Annotated in this window: 20 protein-coding genes and 1 riboswitch; of the genes, 4 read left to right on the top strand and 16 right to left on the bottom strand. The window is 53.2% G+C overall.

From position 1 onward, the window contains the following. Window positions 1-7: 7 nt before the first annotated feature. Genes C7445_RS02210 through topA form a run of 3 tightly spaced genes read right to left on the bottom strand, consistent with a single transcriptional unit; the run spans window position 8 to window position 4,344 of the window. Window positions 8-892 (bottom strand): tyrosine-type recombinase/integrase, encoded by an 885-nt coding sequence (locus C7445_RS02210; RefSeq protein WP_134158434.1) that lies wholly within the window; start codon window positions 890-892, stop codon window positions 8-10. Between the two features lie 3 nt (window positions 893-895). Then, window positions 896-2,209: an FADH(2)-oxidizing methylenetetrahydrofolate--tRNA-(uracil(54)-C(5))-methyltransferase TrmFO gene (trmFO, locus tag C7445_RS02205; protein WP_134158433.1), complete on the bottom strand. Its 1,314-nt coding sequence runs from the start codon at window positions 2,207-2,209 to the stop codon at window positions 896-898. 29 nt (window positions 2,210-2,238) lie between these two features. After that, window positions 2,239-4,344, bottom strand: a complete 2,106-nt coding sequence (gene topA / locus C7445_RS02200; protein ID WP_134158432.1) for a type I DNA topoisomerase — start codon at window positions 4,342-4,344, stop codon at window positions 2,239-2,241. 286 nt (window positions 4,345-4,630) lie between these two features. Here topA and C7445_RS02195 point away from each other — a divergent pair, with 286 nt between their 5' ends. After that, a complete protein-coding gene (locus C7445_RS02195) occupies window positions 4,631-5,542 on the top strand; it encodes an MYG1 family protein (RefSeq protein ID WP_243834889.1) in 912 nt (303 codons plus the stop codon). 33 nt (window positions 5,543-5,575) lie between these two features. On the opposite strand, the gene C7445_RS02190 is transcribed toward C7445_RS02195, so the two are convergent. The 6 genes from C7445_RS02190 to C7445_RS02165 all read right to left on the bottom strand — a co-directional run bounded on the left by C7445_RS02190 (window position 5,576) and on the right by C7445_RS02165 (window position 11,435). Continuing rightward, window positions 5,576-6,397, bottom strand: coding sequence for a LysM peptidoglycan-binding domain-containing protein (locus tag C7445_RS02190; protein ID WP_243834888.1), 822 nt, complete (start codon window positions 6,395-6,397; stop codon window positions 5,576-5,578). 7 nt (window positions 6,398-6,404) lie between these two features. Further along, a riboswitch (cyclic di-AMP (ydaO/yuaA leader) is annotated at window positions 6,405-6,547 on the bottom strand. 84 nt (window positions 6,548-6,631) lie between these two features. Continuing rightward, complete coding sequence (locus C7445_RS02185) at window positions 6,632-7,426, bottom strand: L,D-transpeptidase family protein (protein ID WP_243834887.1); 795 nt, start codon at window positions 7,424-7,426, stop codon at window positions 6,632-6,634. Between the two features lie 168 nt (window positions 7,427-7,594). After that, window positions 7,595-8,680, bottom strand: coding sequence for a DNA-processing protein DprA (gene dprA / locus C7445_RS02180; protein WP_134158429.1), 1,086 nt, complete (start codon window positions 8,678-8,680; stop codon window positions 7,595-7,597). 119 nt (window positions 8,681-8,799) lie between these two features. Continuing rightward, window positions 8,800-9,702 (bottom strand): succinate--CoA ligase subunit alpha, encoded by a 903-nt coding sequence (gene sucD / locus C7445_RS02175; RefSeq protein ID WP_134158428.1) that lies wholly within the window; start codon window positions 9,700-9,702, stop codon window positions 8,800-8,802. Window positions 9,703-9,716: 14 nt separating this feature from the next. Beyond that, on the bottom strand, window positions 9,717-10,871 hold the full coding sequence (gene sucC / locus C7445_RS02170) for an ADP-forming succinate--CoA ligase subunit beta (RefSeq protein ID WP_134158427.1): 1,155 nt from the start codon (window positions 10,869-10,871) through the stop codon (window positions 9,717-9,719). Window positions 10,872-11,054: 183 nt separating this feature from the next. Next, on the bottom strand, window positions 11,055-11,435 hold the full coding sequence (locus tag C7445_RS02165) for a hypothetical protein (protein ID WP_134158426.1): 381 nt from the start codon (window positions 11,433-11,435) through the stop codon (window positions 11,055-11,057). Between the two features lie 145 nt (window positions 11,436-11,580). Between C7445_RS02165 and C7445_RS02160 the strand changes: the two genes are divergently transcribed. Next, window positions 11,581-13,056: a YifB family Mg chelatase-like AAA ATPase gene (locus C7445_RS02160; protein ID WP_134158425.1), complete on the top strand. Its 1,476-nt coding sequence runs from the start codon at window positions 11,581-11,583 to the stop codon at window positions 13,054-13,056. A gap of 76 nt (window positions 13,057-13,132) precedes the next feature. Next, window positions 13,133-13,801: a polysaccharide deacetylase family protein gene (locus C7445_RS02155; protein ID WP_243834886.1), complete on the top strand. Its 669-nt coding sequence runs from the start codon at window positions 13,133-13,135 to the stop codon at window positions 13,799-13,801. A gap of 6 nt (window positions 13,802-13,807) precedes the next feature. Here the strand turns inward: C7445_RS02155 and C7445_RS02150 are convergent, their stop codons facing one another. The 7 genes from C7445_RS02150 to C7445_RS02120 form a co-directional block, all read right to left on the bottom strand. After that, window positions 13,808-14,194 carry a YraN family protein gene (locus C7445_RS02150; protein WP_134158424.1) on the bottom strand — a complete coding sequence of 129 codons (387 nt, stop codon included), beginning with the start codon at window positions 14,192-14,194 and terminating at the stop codon, window positions 13,808-13,810. Continuing rightward, a complete protein-coding gene (locus tag C7445_RS02145) occupies window positions 14,166-14,423 on the bottom strand; it encodes an EscU/YscU/HrcU family type III secretion system export apparatus switch protein (RefSeq protein WP_243834885.1) in 258 nt (85 codons plus the stop codon). Before C7445_RS02145 ends, C7445_RS02150 begins: the two co-directional genes overlap by 29 nt. A gap of 1 nt (window position 14,424) precedes the next feature. Then, complete coding sequence (locus C7445_RS02140; protein ID WP_134158422.1) at window positions 14,425-15,408, bottom strand: hypothetical protein; 984 nt, start codon at window positions 15,406-15,408, stop codon at window positions 14,425-14,427. Next, window positions 15,401-16,060: a ribonuclease HII gene (locus C7445_RS02135; RefSeq protein WP_243834884.1), complete on the bottom strand. Its 660-nt coding sequence runs from the start codon at window positions 16,058-16,060 to the stop codon at window positions 15,401-15,403. The genes C7445_RS02140 and C7445_RS02135 overlap by 8 nt, the downstream gene beginning before the upstream one ends. Window positions 16,061-16,117: 57 nt before the next feature. Next, window positions 16,118-17,038, bottom strand: coding sequence for a ribosome biogenesis GTPase YlqF (gene ylqF, locus C7445_RS02130; RefSeq protein WP_134158421.1), 921 nt, complete (start codon window positions 17,036-17,038; stop codon window positions 16,118-16,120). Between the two features lie 107 nt (window positions 17,039-17,145). Further along, on the bottom strand, window positions 17,146-17,490 hold the full coding sequence (gene rplS / locus C7445_RS02125; RefSeq protein ID WP_040289522.1) for a 50S ribosomal protein L19: 345 nt from the start codon (window positions 17,488-17,490) through the stop codon (window positions 17,146-17,148). A gap of 378 nt (window positions 17,491-17,868) precedes the next feature. Continuing rightward, a complete protein-coding gene (locus C7445_RS02120; RefSeq protein WP_134158420.1) occupies window positions 17,869-18,768 on the bottom strand; it encodes a LysR family transcriptional regulator in 900 nt (299 codons plus the stop codon). Between the two features lie 144 nt (window positions 18,769-18,912). Between C7445_RS02120 and C7445_RS14505 the strand changes: the two genes are divergently transcribed. Next, on the top strand, window positions 18,913-19,065 hold the full coding sequence (locus C7445_RS14505) for a hypothetical protein (RefSeq protein ID WP_166668955.1): 153 nt from the start codon (window positions 18,913-18,915) through the stop codon (window positions 19,063-19,065). Window positions 19,066-19,096: the final 31 nt, after the last annotated feature.

The raw sequence follows: 19,096 nt of genomic DNA, 5'->3' as shown, positions 1-19,096 counted from the left end.
TATCGTCCTATTTTCGTTCCGCCCGCGGATGCGCATCGAGATACACTTTCGTCAAACGCTCGCGACTCGTGTGTGTGTAAATCTGCGTACTCGACAGGCTGGCATGCCCCAACAGCTCCTGAACGCTGCGCAAGTCGGCCCCCCCGTCTAGGAGGTGCGTCGCAAAGGAATGGCGCAGCCCATGCACGTGGATGTGTCGCAACCCAGGCACTTCGCGAATTCTTCGATCCAGTATACGCCGGACACTGCGATCCGATAGACGCGTGCCACGCTGGTTCACAAATAAAGCTGGGCATGTGGCGATTGCGCCGCGCGCCTCCAGGTACCGATAGAGAGCTGCGATCGCCTTGCCACCTAGCAACACATAACGTTCCTTGCCGCCCTTGCCCATGATATATACATAACCATCGTTCAGTGAAAGATCGCCGACATCAATGTTCGTACATTCACTTACGCGAACACCTGATGCATAGATGCATTCCAGGAGAGCGCGATCGCGCAACGATGCGAAATCAGATCCATCAATATGGTCAAGGAGTTGCGCAACTTCTTCTTGATACAAGTACTTCGGAACGGGCTTGTCGCGTTTGGGTAATGTGAGCAAACGAACTATCTCGCGATCGATCACGCCCTCTCGCTCAAGGAACGCAAAAAAAGAGCGATAGCAGGACAATTGGCGGGAGACGCTTGCTTTCGATTTGCCTCCCGCCAGTTCATCCGCAATAAACGAACGCATCTCTCTCGCAGAAAGGCCCGCAACATCCGTTATCGCCCGTTTTGCAAGCCACGTCTGCAATCGGTTCAGGTCGCGCCCATAGGCATGCAAGGTATTCGCGCTCCACTTTGCCTTTGACTCGTCGAGAAAGCGCCCAATCCAGTCTTCGAGAAGCATGGTTCAGCTCACCTGCATGCCCGCGATGCATCTGGACAGATCCGCCAGCGCACGTTGTGCATATGCTTCGTTTCGCTGCCGCTTATCCTTGATGTGCTCGGGCAACGGCGGAAATAATCCGAACGTGGCATTCATAGGCTGAAAGTTGTCGGCGGACGTGTGCGTGATATAGTGGGCAAGACTTCCTATTGACGTGGTATGGGGCATAGTCACAGGTTCCATGTTCGCAGCAATTCGCCCAGCATTGATTCCGGCAACCAAACCTGACGCTGCCGATTCGACATAGCCCTCAACGCCCGTGATTTGTCCCGCGAACAACAACTCGCGGCGAGCTTTCGTTTGATATGTAGGCAGCAACGTACGAGGACTATTGATGTAGGTGTTTCGGTGCATGACACCGTAACGAACGATTTCGGCATGTTCGAGACCCGGAATCAGGCCAAACACTCGCTTTTGTTCACCCCACTTGAGGTGTGTCTGAAACCCGACGATATTGAATAATGTTGCGGCTCCATTATCCTGGCGCAATTGCACAACAGCGTAGGGCCGCTTCCCTGTCCGTGGATCGCGAAGCCCAACTGGCTTCATCGGACCAAACAATAATGTCTGGCGGCCGCGGGCAGCCATCGCCTCAATCGGCATGCAACCCTCGAAGTACTTTTCTTCTTCAAAGTCTTTCAACTCGGCGCGTTCCGCGTGAATCAACTCTTCATAGAAGCGATTGAACTGCTCCTCGTCCATGGGACAATTCAAATACGCAGCCTCGCCTTTGTCGTAGCGGGATTGCAGAAACACCTTGTCCATATCGACAGACTCCTTGGTCACAATGGGCGCCGCCGCGTCAAAGAAATACAGATAGTCGTGACCGATGAAACGACGAATGCTCTCCGACAATGCCGGTGACGTTAGAGGACCAGTGGCAACAACACAGATTCCTTCAGAAGGAATTTCTAAGATCTCTTCACGGCGCACTTCAATGTTCGGATGGCTGCTTACGAGTTCGGTAACACGAGCGGAAAAACGTTCACGGTCGACTGCCAATGCGCCGCCGGCCGGAACTTGATGCTCATCGGCAGCCTTCATAATGACAGAATCTAAACGGCGCATCTCTTCTTTCAACAATCCGACTGCATTTGTGATACTTGCCGCACGAAACGAGTTTGTACAGACCAATTCCGCAAACTGTTCAGTGTGATGAGCCGGTGTTTGCCGCACCGGGCGCATCTCGTACAAAACCACCTGCGCACCGCGCTGGGCCGCCTGCCAAGCTGCCTCTGCCCCAGCCAACCCAGCGCCAACCACTGTAACATTGTTCATCCTGAGCACTTCCTTAAGAGGTGAGTCTTTTATGAAGATTTGCGCGAACCACTCTCTGCAAACGCAGGAGCGTGCGGATGAGCTTTTTCGTTACTACAAACGACGGTGACCTTGCCCTTGGATTGCCTTTCTACCATCGGATGGCCACACGTCGGGCACGATTGCCCAGTTGGGCGCTGCCAGAGTACGTAATCACAATCAGGATAGCCACTGCACCCGTAAAACACCTTTCTTGTCTTGCCGCGCCGCTCGAGTAGAGGCTTCCCGCACTTAGGACAATTGACACCGGCTTCCTTCACAATAGGTTTCGTATTGCGGCACTCTGGAAAGCCTGGGCAGGCAAGGAACTTGCCATAACGTCCGGTTTTATAGACCATCATCCGCCCGCACTTCTCGCAAGGCACATCGGAGACCTCGTCCTTGAGCTCGACATGTTCGAGCGAGGATTCCGCTTCATCCAGATTTTTTTGGAAGTCATGATAAAAGTGGTCAATTAACTCCACCCAATTCGCTTCCCCGTCTTCAACCGCATCAAGCTCTTGTTCCATGTTGGCAGTGAAATCGACGTCGATCAATTGGTTGAAGTTTTCCTTCAGCAAATTCACGACAATTTCGCCCAATTCCGTTGGCAAGAACCGCTTTTGTTCCAGCACGACGTAACCGCGCTTGAGAATGGTATCAATCGTGGGAGCATACGTACTCGGTCTGCCGATTCCCAGTTCCTCCATCGCCTTGACAAGACTTGACTCCGAATAACGCGGCGGCGGCTGTGTGAAATGTTGTTCTGGACGCACATCGGCGACGGCAAGTGCATTGCCCTCCTCGACAGGCGGCAACAACTTGCTGTTTTCATCGCCTTCCGCATCGTCATTCCCCTCAATATATACTGCCATGAAACCAGGAAAACGCACGACGGAACCTGTGGCCCGAAACCACGCACCGTTGATTTCGGAGTCGACCGTCGTCGTATCAAGAATTGCAGACGCCATCTGACTGGCGATAAAGCGCTCCCATATTAATTTGTAAAGCCGATACTGGTCTCGCGAGAGATGGTCCTTCAACTTCTCGGGATGGCGAAGCACGGAGGTCGGTCGAATACCCTCGTGTGCGTCCTGTGCATCTTCATTTTTTGTGTATTGGCGCGGCTTCTCTGGTACGTAATCACTTCCGAACTCCGCTTGAATGAACGATCTCGCCTCTTCTTGCGCGGAAGCGGCGATACGCGTTGAGTCAGTACGCATATACGTAATGAGACCTACCGTTCCCTCGCCGGGAATATCGAGACCCTCATATAGCTGCTGCGCAACCGACATGGTCTTATATGCTCGAAACCCCAATTTCCGGGCTGCCTCCTGCTGCAAGCTACTCGTCGTAAAAGGTGCAGCCGGATTGCGGCGACGTTCAGACTTTTTGACCCGACGAACGATCAACGGCTGGTTTTCAACGCGGCGCAGCAATTCCTTTACCGCATCCTCGTTGGGCAGATTCGTTTTTTCTTGATCATAGCCATAGAACCTCGAAATCAATTTTTTGGAACCCACATTCGCAACGGCGTCGACTGTCCAATACTCCTCCGGCTGAAACTTCCGAATTTCATTTTCACGATCGACAATCAGCCTGACAGCAACTGACTGTACCCGGCCTGCAGACAGACCCTTTTTCACTTTGCGCCATAGTAATGGGCTTAGTCGATATCCAACGAGACGGTCCAAGATGCGGCGCGTCTGCTGAGCATTCACCAGATCCATGTTGATTTTACGAGGATGTTTGAATGCTTGTTGCACTGCATCCTTGGTGATTTCGTGAAACACGACTCGGCAATCCTCGTCAGGATTTAAGTCAAGAATGTGTTGAAGATGCCACGCGATGGCTTCCCCTTCGCGGTCAGGGTCGGCCGCCAGAAATACTTTTTTAACCTTCTTGCTCGCATTGCGAAGCGTTTTAATCACATCGCCTTTGCCACGAATCGTAATATATTTGGGTTCAAACCCATGGTCCACATCAACGCCCAATTGTGATTTGGGCAAATCCCGTACATGTCCCATGGAGGCTTTTACCGTATATCGACTCCCTAAATATTTACCAATCGTCTTTGCCTTGGCTGGCGACTCGACGATAACCAAATAATCCGCCACAGCATATCCTCCTGTTCGTCGTACGCCTTGGCAGTGCCGTTCCTCAGTTCAACCCATATTATCACCGGAACAAAAATCTTTGCAAACAAGGCCACCTTTATATTGAGCGATTTACAATCGCATTTCCATCGTGAATCGTGTCGAATTTCTTCTATTATTTATGATGCGAGAGCTGCGTCACAAACATCCGAATGCAAAGTTGTACAGCTGAGCGATTGATGTTAACGTGTACCATATGCGCTGTATCATCCGTGTTGGATGCATAAGCGAAAGGTGGTCAACAGCGATGAAAATCGGCACCCATCACGGGAAATTTCATGCAGACGAAGTGTTCGCGGTAGCAATTCTACGTCAACTGTATCCGGATGCAAAGGTGTTGCGTTCGCGTTCTCCACAGGTGCTCGCTGAGTGTGACATTGTGGTCGACGTAAACGGTTCCCCGTATGACCATCACACCGTCGACAAAATCTATCGAGCAAACGGTCTTCCGTTTGCGTCTGCAGGCCTGATTTGGAGAGATTTTGGAGCTGAGTTCATATCGCGCTTTGGTGTGAAAGATGAGGGCAGCCGTAACATCGTGCATACACACATTGACGAGAAACTCATTCAAGCGATTGACGCGATCGACAACGGTGTCGACTTGGACAGAGATACCCGCATTAAGGGTATTTCGGAATTGGTGGGATCCTTCAATCCTCCGTGGAACGCGGCCGACGATGAAAATGAGGCATTTGAACGAGCTGTGCGTTTTGCCTCTGTCATTCTTGACAATTATGTACGACACGAAATCAGCCGAATCGATGCGGTGGATATTGTAAAAACAGCTTTTCAGACTCGAACTGAGCCGTCTCTCATGGTACTGCCAAGGTTTTGCCCATGGACAGAGACGTTGATGGAATTGGATACGCAGGCAAGCGTGTTGTACGTGGTTTTTCCAGATAAAACCGGACAATATCGCCTTCAGGTCGTGCCAAAAGGCCCTCGCAGCTTCGAGGCGAGAAAGCCCCTTCCTTCCGCATGGGCAGGCAAAGAGGGACCTGCCCTCGCCAAGGTGTGTGGTACTGCAGATGCCACGTTCTGCCATCCGGCCCGATTCATCGCAGGCGCCCACACTATGGAGGGCATACTCCATATGGCAAAACAAGCAATCGCATTGCCAACGGAGACTGATCACTCGAAAGAAACTCAAAAAGAATAGGGCGGAACAACTTGTGTTCCACCCTTTACGCTCCTATTTCGCGAAAACCAAATTGCCAATCTGGCACACGATAGGTTGTTGACGCACCCAACTGCCCGCTGGCGTTTCGGACGGGTTATAAAAAACCAGTGCGCCAGGTACGATATCCTGCCCTTTTTGGAGAACGTCTTGTGCTGCTGTGATGCTGGAGCTGTTCGGTGCGGAGTAAATGTAGCCGTTCGCAACGCTCGTAAACTGGTAATGTCCGTCACTCACCTGGAATACGACCTGCTGAACCGTGTTCCCGTACCCACCCGCTGCAATACGATGCATAATGACATCGCCAACCGCAATTTGTGCCTGCAGGGATTCCCCGCCTGCTTCGGCATTGATCACGTGTTCGAGCCAATATAAGTTGCTTGACGTATCGGATGTGGGTGCGGCAACATGGGCACTCACCGCCTGCTTCGATTGAGCACTATCACTTGCCGTCGGAGTGGTTTGAGTGGATGTAATCGGAATGCGAATCGTCGAACCAATTTGCAGGTTCTGCGGATTGACTTGTGGATTGGCAGCCAGCATGGCACCAAGCGCAACCCCATAGCGGCGCCCCACCGTAAACAGGGTATCGCCAGGCTTAACGACATATACTGTAGGACCCGGCACTTGAACGGTAGCCCCTATCTGAAGATTCGTCGGGTCGATGCCAGGATTCGCTGCTTCAACGCTCTGCACAGAAACCCCAGCGCTATGGGCAATCTTCCAAAGCGATTGCCCTGGTGCCACCTTAACCGTCGCCGCCAAAGCCGTCGAAACCCCGAGTCCACTGGTCAGACACATCGTCGCTGCTGCAATCAACCAATGTTTCTTACGCAATATGCCCAAATCCTCTCGTTCTGCCTCCGGGGTTAGTTGTCGGGTTCGGGTGACGAGACACCCGTCGCAGCACAGCGATTCACCCCAAGGTTCTGAAACCAAGAGATCCCCCGTACACCAGATGAAATGGTGATTCGGCTAAGTATTTGACGACGAGAGTATAACAGCTAGAACATACCTCACGTAAGATAAAAAGTATGACATCTCATGATATATATGGTGACTCAATGACTGTTAGGTGCGGATTTGCGGATCGCTAATCGTCACCAACGTTCCATAATCAGTTAACTGCCATAACCGTTTCGCGTCGGGGACGGCCAATTCGACACACCCCGCGCTTTGAGGGATACCGTAGCGAGATCGAGGCAGACCATGCAAGGCCTCTCCCCTGTAGAAAAAGCTTACATATGGTACGTGATCAACATGATATGGTTTGCCGCTTGGTCCTACACCGTCCATAGTTTGCTCGCGGTTACGCAGGTAGATCACGTGTGTGCCGACGTGAGTCGGAGCGGCATCGACGCCGGTGCTACACGGTGCAGAGAAGACCCAAGCTCCGTTTTCCCATACGCGAACCGTCTGTGGGATCGACTGGTTGACGTACACGTACCGATACGGATGTGTACTGGCCATGGCACATGCGGCATAGAGTGAGATAGCCCGAAACACGGCCGGACCCGCATATCCATCGGTTGGCATGCCATGTTCGGCTTCAAACGTCATCACTGCTCCCCGAGTCAATTCGGTATATCGGCAGGGATCCCATAGAGCCCGCAAAGTATCTGGAACGTTGGGATACTTCCAAGTAAATTCGCCGATATCCGGCGATCCCCAGCCTATACGATACAGCCCATCTGTCGGCACCGTACGCTGAAACGTCAGTGGCAAATACCCTAGCTCGGCCAACTTCTCATGTAGCCAATACACGCGAGGATCGGTATCGCCAGTTGTCAAGACGGGCGGATTGGCTGAAACCTGTTCCGTTTGATCAACATTTGCGGCAAATGCGCAATGTGAGGGCCCAAGCACAACGAAACCACAAGTGAAACCCGCAGTACACAACTGTGCGCATCTCCGCACCAAGATTCGTATGCTGTCGCGACTAAACACCCAAATCACCCCCATGTGGCTAGGGTGATATGCAGACCCGCAACTTAGACAAGGAATACTTTTACATACGTTCTGTGTCCATTCACCTCACAACATGACCTGATAACGCCCGTCTGGAAGTTTTTCAATCAAATGTGAGATCTCTAGTTCCAACAACGTTGCATAGATGTTTCCGGGAGGTACCGACAGTGATAGAGCGAGTTCTCCCGCACGAAGCGGCCCGTCCTCGGCTAGCTTGTGGTACACTGTCGCCAAATGCTCAGGTACTTGTTTTTGTACCACTTTTGACGCGCCTTCGATGTCAAAGCGCTCTTGGATGAACGCAGCTGGGTCGAGTAACGGTATGGCCCCGTCGAACAGCAATTGGTTCGATCCACGGCTGGCTTGCGATGTGATGGGCCCGGGCACGACATAGACGTCACGACCGATTTCGAGTGCCGCGGCTGCCGTCCCGAGCGCACCGCTGCGCTCACCGGCCTGAACGACGACCGTTGCATCGGATATACCTGCAATGATACGGTTTCGTTCTGGAAAATGATGCTTACGCGCTGCGGAACCCGGGGCATATTCGCTGAGAATTAATCCCTGCTCACCGATCTCTGCATAGAGTCCCGCGTGGGCTGGCGGATAACACACATCGACTCCACAGCCAAGGATGGCAATTGTCGGTCCCCCAGCTGCAAGGGCCGCCTGATGCCCAAACGCATCGACACCCAACGCCAGTCCGGAGACGACAATGCCTCCCGCTTCCGCCACAGTCGCTGCGATCCACTTGGCCGCGGCCGCACCATATCCCGTGGCACGACGAGTACCTACCACGGCAACGGCAAATGGAGAACGTAACACATCAAGGTTGCCACGGGCAAACAACACCTCGGGTGGATCAAATAACGCCTCCAAGTTTTCCGGATACGTCGGATCGCCTCGCACGACACAAAGGATATTCTGTGCGTTTAAACGAGCCTCTAACTCACTGATCTTGGGAGAGGATTCCCGCCATGCAGCCATGCGACGGACGGTTTGCGCATGCAATCGAACTGATGCCATCCAGTCCGACTCAGCAGCATTCGAAAATGTAACAGATGTGCCAAACACTTGTAGAAATCTCCTGAATGTCGCAGGTGCCAATCCCGGGCAAAGCGCCCAAAAAAGCCGCAGTTCCCGCTCAGTCATGAAATGCCCACCTTCCGCCATCGACATAACCACATTGTGCAAATGAGGACGTGGTTCGTCGATTGCGGATCGCAAAAAAGCCATCCAGGACATGTCGCCCGGATGGCCTTTTTGGTTCGTTAATTCGTTTTGCAGACTTCCAACAGACCGCGTTCTTCCAGCAGCGTGTACAACGTTGATCCCATCTCCGACGGCGTTGGTGCAACGCGAATTCCACATTCCTTCATCTTTTGGATCTTGGATTCCGCTGTACCCGATCCGCCCGAGACAATAGCACCAGCGTGTCCCATGCGGCGTCCGGGAGGCGCCGTCGCACCTGCAATGAAACCAACCACAGGCTTCTTCATGTTCTGACGTATCCACTCCGCAGCTTCTTCTTCAGCCGTACCACCGATCTCGCCAATCATGATTACCGCTTCGGTGTTCGGATCGTCATTAAACATCTTCAGCACATCGACAAAATTGGTTCCGTTCACCGGATCGCCACCGATACCCACTGCCGTAGACTGGCCGAGGCCGCGAACCGTCAATTGGTATACAGCTTCGTAGGTCAAGGTACCAGAGCGGGAAACGACACCGACCTTACCCGGCGTATGAATGTACCCTGGCATGATGCCAATCTTACATTCGCCAGGCGTAATCACACCCGGACAGTTCGGCCCGACGAGGCGCGTGTGTTTTCCTTCCATAAACCGCTTGACCTTCACCATATCCAACACCGGGATGCCTTCGGTGATACAGATGACAAGGTCTAATTCGGCAGCGACAGCTTCCATGATCGCATCCGCTGCAAACGCAGGCGGTACGTAAATAACGGACGCATTCGCGCCAGTTTCCCGGACTGCTTCTTCAACTGTATTGAAAACCGGCAGACCTTCTACCGTGGTACCGCCCTTACCAGGTGTCGTTCCACCGACGACTTGCGTTCCGTAAGCCAACGCCTGTTGTGTGTGGAACAAGCCTGCCGATCCGGTAATACCCTGCGTAATGACACGCGTATCTTTATTCACCAAGATGCTCATGATGGAATTCCTCCTTACACAAGCGCGACGATCTTCTGTGCCGCATCGGCCAGCGAATCGGCCGCCACGATGGAAAGACCTGATTCGTTGAGAATCGCCTTGCCCTGTTCAACGTTCGTACCTTCCAATCGCACGACCAGTGGTTTGTCCAATCCAACCTGCTTGGCTGCTGCGACCACACCATTTGCAATCACGTCGCACTTCATGATACCGCCGAAGATGTTGACGAGAATTCCTTGTACTTTCGGATCGGACAAGATGATTTTAAACGCCGCCGTCACTTTTTCCTCGCTCGCGCCGCCGCCAACATCCAGGAAGTTGGCCGGTGCCCCGCCATAGTACTTGATGGTGTCCATCGTCGCCATCGCAAGGCCAGCGCCATTGACCATACAACCGATGTTTCCGTCAAGCGCAATGTAGCTCAGTCCGAACTTGGAAGCCTCAATTTCCTTCGGATCTTCCTCGTCCTCATCGCGCAACGACACAATGTCAGGATGACGATACAACGCGTTATCGTCGAAGTTCAGCTTCGCGTCCAACGCGAGAATGTCGCCCTCACCCGTCAGCACAAGCGGGTTGATCTCTGCCACCGAGCAATCCTTGGCTACAAATGCGTTATAGAGGCCCATCATAAATTGAACCGCCTTGCGGACAGCCGTTGGCGGCAATTCGAGCTTATACGCCAAGTTGTTAGCTTGAAACGCGTTTAACCCTGTCGCCGGATCGACGGTTTCACGGAAGATCTTCTCTGGGTGCTGTGCTGCAACCTCTTCGATCTCGACCCCGCCCTCTTGGGAGGCCATCATCACGATTCGCCCTTGTGCGCGATCCAGGACAAGACCTATGTAGTACTCCTTCCGGATATCGGTCAACTGCTCAATTAAGAGGCGCTTGACAACCTTGCCCTCCGGGCCGGTTTGGTGTGTAACCAGTGTTTTTCCGAGCAATTCGCGTGCGTTCGCTTCGACTTCTTCGAGCGACTTCGATACTTTGACGCCGCCTGCCTTACCACGGCCGCCCGCGTGAATCTGAGCCTTTACAACGGCCTTGCCGCCGAGCTCTTTTGCCGCAGCAACCGCTTCCTCAACGGTAAAGGCAACTTTGCCTTGCGGAACCTTCACGCCAAACTCGGCCAGCACGGCCTTCGCCTGATACTCGTGGATGTTCACGATGCCAGTCCTCCTTTGTCCACCCGTACCGAAACGGTACCATAAAAACCGGACGAACGTCGTCTAGACGTCCGTCTTGTTTTCTCTATCAGAATAGAACTTCTAGGAGCGTTTGACAACGTCTCGTCCGGTTCAACCCATGTAAACGCATTCAATCGAGTCTTGACAAAATTGACCTTGCTTCTATAGCCACGGATGGAGGAGACAGCATAGGTATGCGAACGCAAATGTGCCGACAAGCAAACCAAGAACTTTCATCGCCGTTCGCTCCTTCAGTACATAAAGCGTCAGCCCCAAAGCGAGACCAATCGTATTCGTAAACAGGCTGACGACGAGAGCCCCGGCTCTCCACCCGACAGGACACAACCCCACGATAGCAAAAGCCACAGCCACTACGGCAAGGGCGTAACAGGTGAACCGCAAAAGCCACAGGCCGGTGAAACCTTCGTATGGCTGGCGGCGATACTTTCGATCGCGGCGACGCTGGTAGGCTCGTAAGTCAATCACCTGCCCCCGCTTGCCATGGGAGTTGGATTTGTCCATACGTTTTCGTGGGCTTTCCATGTCGGCTCCCTCCTGAAACTCGTCTCCTACTGAGACGATGCGAACGAGATTCTTCCCTACATTATGGCTTACACCCCGGCAAATTGCTATATCTAGTCCATGCTCAGGCTCGTGTGTGCAAGCCGTTACAAGAGGTGATTTCGATATGTTGGGTCGCGCCGTCAGCGCTGTTCACAACGGCATTCAACCCGAACTTGTATATGTGGAGGCCGATGTCGGACCTGGATTTCCTCGCTTTTCTATTGTAGGACTGCCCGATTCCGCCGTAAGTGAGGCACGACTTCGGATTCGTGCGGCATTTCACAATTGCTCCCTGCCGTTTCCCAAAGGGCGTATCACCGTTAACTTGCAACCGGCGTCACTCCGCAAACAGGGGTCTGGACTTGATCTCGCAATCGCGATCGCTATCCTGCGGGCCCAAGGTGTCCTTGCGGAAGAGGGCAACACGGCTTTTCTTGCGGAACTGGGACTCGATGGCGCACTCGTCCCGACCGAGTCGACGGTTGGTCTGGCTTTGCGGCTTGCCGAAGCGGGCGTACAAGATCTGTACGTCGCGTCCGGTCCGCTTATTCCAGAGCCACTTACTCGTCTTGTGCATGTCGCAGGGTTCAGCTCCCTGACACAAGTCGTCTCTCACCTTACGGCTCGACGGCAACTTGGTGTTGCCAGGCTGGAATCTCCACGAAATGTAACCTCCTGTACGTCGGACGCAACACGTCCGCTGGACATACTTGACACCCTGCCCAATCGTGCCTTTGAAAAACGACTTCTCGCCATCAGCGCAGCAGGCAGACATCCACTTTTGCTCATCGGTCCTCCTGGTGTCGGGAAAACAACGCTAGCCCGACTCCTTGTCGATCTCTTGCCGGATTTATCCGAAGCTGATGCATTGCACTCCTATGCGTTCCACGAGTTGGTCAATCCCAGCGCTCGTTTCCATGTACGACCGCCCCTGCGAGAGCCCCATCACACGCTTACGCCTGCAGGACTGATTGGGGGCGGATCTCCACCTCGCCCAGGGGAAGTTACACTTGCTGACAAAGGCGTTCTCCTGTTCGATGAATGGCTTGAATTTCCAAAGGCGACCCTCAATGCTCTTCGGGAACCGCTGACCAGCGGGGTGATACACATTTCGCGAAACGGACGCACAGCGAGCCTACCTGCACGCTTCTTGCTCGTCGGAACCGCCAATCCGTGTCCCTGCGGATGGAGAGGCTATAGGGAGTGTCGCTGCCTCGAAAGCGACATTCGGCGTTATTGGAGTCGCTGCCCAGGGCCAATCGTGGACCGCATTGACTTGATTTACTATATGAACCGCGTTGCAGATGGTACAAATCAACCGTCCTACAGCCGTGATCCGTCAACATCGGAGTTACGGGAAGCGGTGCGCTACGCGCGTACAGTGATTGAACACGTCGACGGATTAGACCCCATGAAGCAGTTTCAAGCTCGCGCTGTCACAGCATTGACACACCTGTGTGACAAACTCAATGTCACAGAGCGCGCGATTGTACAAACGGCAAAGCTGGCGCGAACCATTGCTGCACTTGCGAAAAGAGATGACATTCGGGTGGAAGATGTCGAGGAAGCTTTTGCTCTTCGCTCTTCAGCGAGGCGTTAACTACCGAACCACGCGGATAGAAAGAAGTTGCGTATGGAATATTAAGGGGGAGTGACTTCGCGGGAGGGAGACACGTTTGCGGTTTACACGACAAAAATGGTTATTAGCTGGTATCACGCTGGCCTCAATGGGAAGTTGCCTTTCTGTCCCCCAGACTACAGATGCCCAAACGAGACCAACAAATGAAAAGGTACTGTATCTAACGTTTGATGATGGCCCAAGTGAGCGATATACGCCGAAGTTGCTTGACGTGCTTCGTGAGACCAATACGCCAGCTACATTTTTTGTCCTAGGGCATCGGTGTGAACAGTTCCCTACCATTGTCCGCCGTATGCAGCAGGAAGGACATGAACTAGGGAACCATGGGTTTACGCATCAAGATCCCGCGAAACAGGCCATCACGACAATGACACGCGACATCGAACTGACGGATTCGGCCATCATTCGTGCCTGCGGAAAAAGACCAGTTTATTATCGACCGCCTTATGGTTCCATCAAGCCAGACGAGATTGCCTATGTCCATCGTCTCGGTCATCCGATCGCGCTATGGACGGTCGATTCGGAAGACTGGAAAGCCAAGTCTTCCCGCAGTATTGTCGAACGCGTCGAACGGGAAGCCCACCCTGGCTCTATCATCCTATTCCACGATGGCATCAGTACGAGTCGCTATACGGTCGACGCCATCCCGACGATTATCAAGGATTACAAAGCAAAAGGATATACGTTTCGTACGCTTCCAGTGTAGATCGGCCTACATTGGGTAGATCCGCACATGCTGGAAATCGACCACGTACTTTTGGCGTATACTAAGGCCTACCACATCGAGACAGACGCTTTGTACAGCACCACAGTCATAGCGCGCCGCATAACCTTCAGCTTGGCGAACAAGACGAGCCAATTGTGCATCGCCCAGCGCTTCCAGCGGCGCTCCAAAATCGTTGGACTGTCGCGTCTTCACCTCGACAAACACCAGCGCCGTTTCTGTTTTCGCCACGATATCGATCTCGCCGTACCGTGAACGGACATTTCGCTCTACCACGTTCCACCCCAAACAGCGAGTCAGATAGCTGCAAACAAAGAGCTCGCCGAAGCGGCCGACGGCGATGGAATCATGGCTGTTTTTTCCCTCGATAGACATATGCCAAAACCTCGGCAACCGCCCGATACAACTCGGGAGGAATGACGTGATCGACCTCAAGCTGAATCAAGGTGTCAACAAGCGCCTCGTTTTCTATAATCGGAACCGTATGGGATGCGGCGGTCTCAATGATGGCGTTTGCCACTTCGCCCGCACCCTTGGCGACCACTCGGGGCGCACCCTCGCGTTGACGGTCATAGCGCAGCGCCACTGCTCGCTTATGCACCACGTCAGAATACCTCCTCACTTGTGCCCAAAGACCATCCTGCAAGTTCCCAGCCATGACGTGTCAATGGCTCTTGTAGGGCCTCTCTCCCACCGGCCAGATGTTTGTGAATGGAGAGATCGTCACTCATAAAATGAACATACATTTGAGGTCGCTGTGCCGTGATGAGACAAGTAACAGGTGATCCATCGACTTCGAGATTGATCTCAATGCGATGAACCAACTTGCCTGCATTGCCAATTCTCGTGCGTCGCTCAGCCTCCCATTTGACAGCTCGATAAGGGGGCCTTTCTTGATCGGGCAAAAAAAACAGACCGGCACCATAGCGTTCATATGGGTTGTCAATCACAGCGGCAGTAAGCCTATCTTGAAGTGTCCAACGTTCAATCTGGCGTCGATCAGCGGTACTATGCGCCTGTGCGAAAATCTCATTCCCTACAGAAGCAAAGTGTAATAAAGGGGGATCTGTTTGCATCCGCAAAGAAACAAGTTTGCTTGACGCAACAGGTTCCGATGCCTCGGTGAGGATACTCCATAACCCCTGAATAACCCGCTCAAAATTGCCTGGCTGTTCGCTCTCGGAAGCCTCGTCCGCTGTACCCGGCATTCGAACGGCATGTTCGTTTTGCGCAATGGCTGGCTCATTCACCACTGGCAAGGTCTGTTGTTGCTTTAAAGGGCTGTTTGCAGCGGCGGCAGCGGACGTAAACATGTGCTGAACGAGCAATACTTTCCAAGCCCATTCCGCCTTCAGCCATAGAGGATTTTGCAATAGTTGATAAGGAACATGCTGTTCTAACGAAAACAACGCGTCGTCGAGTCGAGCCAGTTCAGCTTCCGTTAACGCGTTTGCAGGCGCGTGTGCAGGCGCTTGGGCAATCCTCTCATCCGTTCGATCCACCGGCAACCTTGGCGTAGGACGAACTTGTTGCGTCGGTTCGAGCGCTCGGTCCACCCTTCCCGAAGAACCGATCGGGGGATTATCCACTTTCCACCATCCTCCTATCGCCTATGCAATCCCGTACTGGTCCAAACGACAAGCGGTGGTAAGGAGTGGGTCCATGTTCACGCAGCGCAATCAGATGTGATTTGGTTGCGTACCCAACGTGACTATCGAATCCATATTGTGGGTAATCGCGGTGTAATCGCATCATCCACTGATCGCGATACACTTTTGCCACGATGGATGCCGCCGCAATCGAGAGAGAACGCATGTCCCCACCGATGACCGGCAGACAGGCGACAGAAGTAGATGCCGGAACATTGCCGTCGACAAGAGCCAGCTCAACTGGGATATCCAACCTTTCGAGAGCTCGACCCATAGCCAGCTGGGTTGCCCGAAGGATATTGAGTTCATCAATTTCTCGTGAATTGGCCTCGCCAATCCCGATTGACACTGCTCGAAAGCGGATCATGTTGGCCAATTCGTGCCGACGCTTTGCTGTGAGCTTCTTAGAATCCGTGACACACATCAAATCTAAAGACGCATCCTCTGTGCGCGGGAGGATGACCGCAGCAGCCACGACAGGTCCGGCGAGACACCCTCTCCCCACCTCGTCGACGCCGGCCATGGTCAATCCCCCCGCCATCGCCGAGTCAAAACGCGCACGGCCGTACCAGGCCTGCCGAGCCCCCAGCATATAACCGCCTCCTCACCATCCAGTCTACGGCCAGACTCGTCCAAACGCCAGACAAACTTAGGAGAGGTTATTCCCTGGATCGCTACTCGTTTCACTCAGATGCGATGCGGGCCATTCAAAGGTCATTGGGCCAAGTACACCATCCTGCACTTCTTTGATCACCATCTTTGCCACCCGCTCTTCATCGACGACGCCTCCACGGCCCAACAAGCCGCGCTTGCGTCCGATCTCCTCCACCACGTCCGCGATCTGTGGCCAGACGGTTGGCAAATCCGTCCACCGGACGGCAGGGACATGCGATAGACCGTATCGCTTTTGTAGAAGGTCTGGATAATGCTGGCCAGCAAAACACAAGAAGAAAGCCAATCCCTCTTCCATATCATAAATTTGGTCCTTAACCGCCCCACTGATCGCCAAGCGCAAACCCTGTTCAGCCGTGTCAATTTTCGGCCAAAGCACGCCGGGTGTATCGAGCAACTCAATGTCCCCCATACGAACCCATTGTTCTGTGCGGGTGACGCCAGGCTTATTCCCCGTCTTTGCGACAGAGCGTTTGGCAAATTGGTTGATAAACGACGACTTTCCAACGTTTGGAATACCAACCACCATGGCACGAACCACCGCCCGCTGCAGACCTTTTTCCAATGCCCGTTGAATTTTTGCCGCAGCAAGCTTCCGCAAACCATCACGAACTTGAGAAAAACCGTTGCCATTGGTCGTATTCACGGATACAGCCATCATGTTGTCAGATGCGAATGCATCCAACCAAGAGCGGGTTATGAGTGGGTCAGCAAGGTCTTCACGCGTCATGACCACGAGCCGTGGTTTCTTGGCCGACAACTCTTGCAACACGGGATTGCGACTTGAAAGCGGAAGACGAGCATCCACCAGCTCTATGACAACATCCACCTGGCGAACTCGTTCCTCCATCATCCGCCTGGCCTTTGCCATATGACCGGGGTACCATTGTACGGGCACGCATCTTTCCTCCTATGTATTAATCGATTGGGCTTTCTAATCAGCATACCCACCAGCCCAAGACCACACAAAAAGGGCGCAGAGGCAAACCCTCCGCGCCCAGTTGCTTACCGCCGAACTTCTTTGATGCGCGCCGCCTTTCCGGACAAACCGCGCAAATAATGCAACTTTGCGCGTCGAACTTTACCTTGGCGAACGACTTCAATCTTTTCGATCTTCGGCGAGTGCAGTGGGAATGTACGCTCCACACCAACACCGTACGAAATCTTACGAACGGTGTACGTGGCGCTGATCCCGCTACCACGGCGACGAATGACGACGCCTTCGAATACCTGAATACGCTCACGTTGACCCTCTCGAACCTTCACGTGAACGCGCACCGTATCGCCAGGGCGAAATTCCGGAATATCAGAGCGAATCTGGTCTTCCACCACTGAACGTAGCAAGTTCATGGCCAGACCTCCTTCCCACAAGTGTTCATGTCCATACGCTCGACAGAGGACCACTGTAATTACCCGCGCTATTATACCGTACATTTCACGACGAAGCCAACTGTTCGCCGAAATTTTTGGGTGAAATCCAGGGAGTCACAATACACAGATAACACCGATAGGCTTCGCGGCTTTGCCTATTGCTATCCATGCCTGCGATGTACCAACAGGCGTACCTTTCGCGATCGGCCCCCAATAGGATTCATATGCTGATCTTACAACGCGCAAGGTACTTCTCATGAAAGCCAGGTTACTACAGCGGATGATCACTCCGTTCACGCAACTCCTCAACAAAGGTGAATTCGCACAGATGCGTGGAGATTGGCGGTAAATAGCGTCTCAATCGGAGCTAGGAGCGCGCTGACGTACATAGGTGCATACAAAGTCTGCAAACCGACGTGCGAGATCGCGCAACGCGGACCGATCCGCGACCAGGTAGGTGTGCGTCACGGGTAAGGGCACGTCCATCATCGGAACCTCCTGAATCGTCCCGCGTAAGAGTTCAAGCCGAATGGCGCTCAAGGGTAGAAATGAAACACCCAACCGCCTTGCAACCCAATGCAATGTCACATGAACCTGACTGACACGCATAGTTCTGAAGCGGTACTTCGTACGGAGGTACCATAGTAGCTCGTCCCAATACTCAGGATGATTGTGTGTGAGTACAGGATATCGGCTCAAGAGTTCCGCCGGGTCTGGGGGAGGACTCTCCAAGTCATCTGGTTCTGCGGGTGCCACCAGAACTACCGGATCGGATGCGAGTGGATCACATGCGACCCGTGGATGCTGCACGTACATGCGACTGAGCCCAAAGTCGCAGTCCCCCTGCAGAACATGGTTCAGGATGTCTCGAGATTCAATAATCTGAAACGAAAATTCGACATCTGGATGCTCTTTGGTGAATCGGTGTACGCAGTCCGGTAGAAATGTCGTAGCGATGAGCGGCGAGACGGCTACGGTCAGCGTGTGCTGGTAGCCTTGCTGCCAGCGCGCTAGATCTTCCTTGCCCTGTAAACTAGTCTCGACGAGTTGCTCGGCGTACGGTAAAAATCGCCTACCTGCCGCGTTTAGGTGAACGTTGCGTCCTCGTCGTTCGAATAGTGTGACTCCAAGGTGTTTCTCCAACTTGCTGATATGTTGGCTTACTGTGGGCTGCGCAAGATGAAGACGGTCTGCCGTTTCTCGAAAATTTGTCGTCTTGGCAGCGACAGTGAATGTTTGTACCCATTCGAGGAACACGCAATCCCCTCATTCCGCTTAACTGATTACATTTCTCAATCAATCATCATGCATAAACCCATTATACATAATCAGTTATCTCGAGTACCCTGAAGGTGAGAACATGGTCACAGCATCGAAGAATCCATCGAGGGGGCAATTGAAATGAATGATCAAGCGGGACTGGAAGGGGTCGTGGCAACTCGAACTCGCCTCAGCTTAGTGGACGGTGAACGCGGGCAGCTCGTCTACCGTGTCAACGCCGGGTTAGTTTTGACCCAGATCGCCGACTTAAATTTGACCCACCTAGCAGCTTGAATCAGGACGTCGTCTTGTCAGTCGGCGCCGT

It is taken from the genome of Alicyclobacillus sacchari, from assembly GCF_004366795.1.
In the GTDB taxonomy this organism is placed as follows: Bacteria; Bacillota; Bacilli; order Alicyclobacillales; family Alicyclobacillaceae; genus Alicyclobacillus; species Alicyclobacillus sacchari.
This window is presented reverse-complemented; position numbering and strand designations above follow the sequence as displayed.

Bases quoted from the DNA above. Each gene is read 5' to 3' on its own strand.
- C7445_RS02210 (WP_134158434.1), bottom strand. From the start codon at position 892: ATGCTTCTCGAAGACTGGATTGGGCGCTTTCTCGACGAGTCAAAGGCA.
- trmFO (WP_134158433.1), bottom strand. From the start codon at position 2,209: ATGAACAATGTTACAGTGGTTGGCGCTGGGTTGGCTGGGGCAGAGGCA.
- C7445_RS02195 (WP_243834889.1), top strand. From the start codon at position 4,631: ATGAAAATCGGCACCCATCACGGGAAATTTCATGCAGACGAAGTGTTC.
- dprA (WP_134158429.1), bottom strand. From the start codon at position 8,680: ATGACTGAGCGGGAACTGCGGCTTTTTTGGGCGCTTTGCCCGGGATTG.
- sucD (WP_134158428.1), bottom strand. From the start codon at position 9,702: ATGAGCATCTTGGTGAATAAAGATACGCGTGTCATTACGCAGGGTATT.
- C7445_RS02165 (WP_134158426.1), bottom strand. From the start codon at position 11,435: ATGGAAAGCCCACGAAAACGTATGGACAAATCCAACTCCCATGGCAAG.
- C7445_RS02160 (WP_134158425.1), top strand. From the start codon at position 11,581: ATGTTGGGTCGCGCCGTCAGCGCTGTTCACAACGGCATTCAACCCGAA.
- C7445_RS02150 (WP_134158424.1), bottom strand. From the start codon at position 14,194: ATGTCTATCGAGGGAAAAAACAGCCATGATTCCATCGCCGTCGGCCGC.
- C7445_RS02135 (WP_243834884.1), bottom strand. From the start codon at position 16,060: ATGCTGGGGGCTCGGCAGGCCTGGTACGGCCGTGCGCGTTTTGACTCG.
- rplS (WP_040289522.1), bottom strand. From the start codon at position 17,490: ATGAACTTGCTACGTTCAGTGGTGGAAGACCAGATTCGCTCTGATATT.
- C7445_RS14505 (WP_166668955.1), top strand. From the start codon at position 18,913: ATGAATGATCAAGCGGGACTGGAAGGGGTCGTGGCAACTCGAACTCGC.